The following is a 245-nucleotide window of genomic DNA, read 5'->3' on the forward strand; positions in this document are numbered from 1 at the left end:
GGTTTTTGGTTGCCAGGCGTACGATTTTCTCTGTCATTTCTTCTGTGAATTCTATTATTCTTTCCCCTCTTTTATAATCACGTCCATTTTCATTAGAGAGTCTAGGAATAGTTGTTTTCACATCGTATCCCTTTAAATAATCGTCCCAATAAACCAAACCTTCTTCTGTATCCTGACTGTTTAGCCACTTTATATAATCGCTATACGGTTTTGGATCATCTAATTGATGCTTAGTTCCTTTTAAT

General features: G+C 35.1%; 1 protein-coding gene. It reads right to left on the reverse strand.

Features of this window, described 5'->3' with window-relative positions; genetic code table 11:
• Positions 1-245: condensation domain-containing protein (locus tag SB659_RS20310; protein ID WP_410551737.1), on the reverse strand; the 245-nt coding region annotated here is incomplete at both ends.

Origin of the sequence: Arthrobacter sp. SIMBA_036, from assembly GCF_046535135.1 — a bacterium.
In the GTDB taxonomy this organism is placed as follows: domain Bacteria; phylum Actinomycetota; class Actinomycetes; order Actinomycetales; family Micrococcaceae; genus Arthrobacter.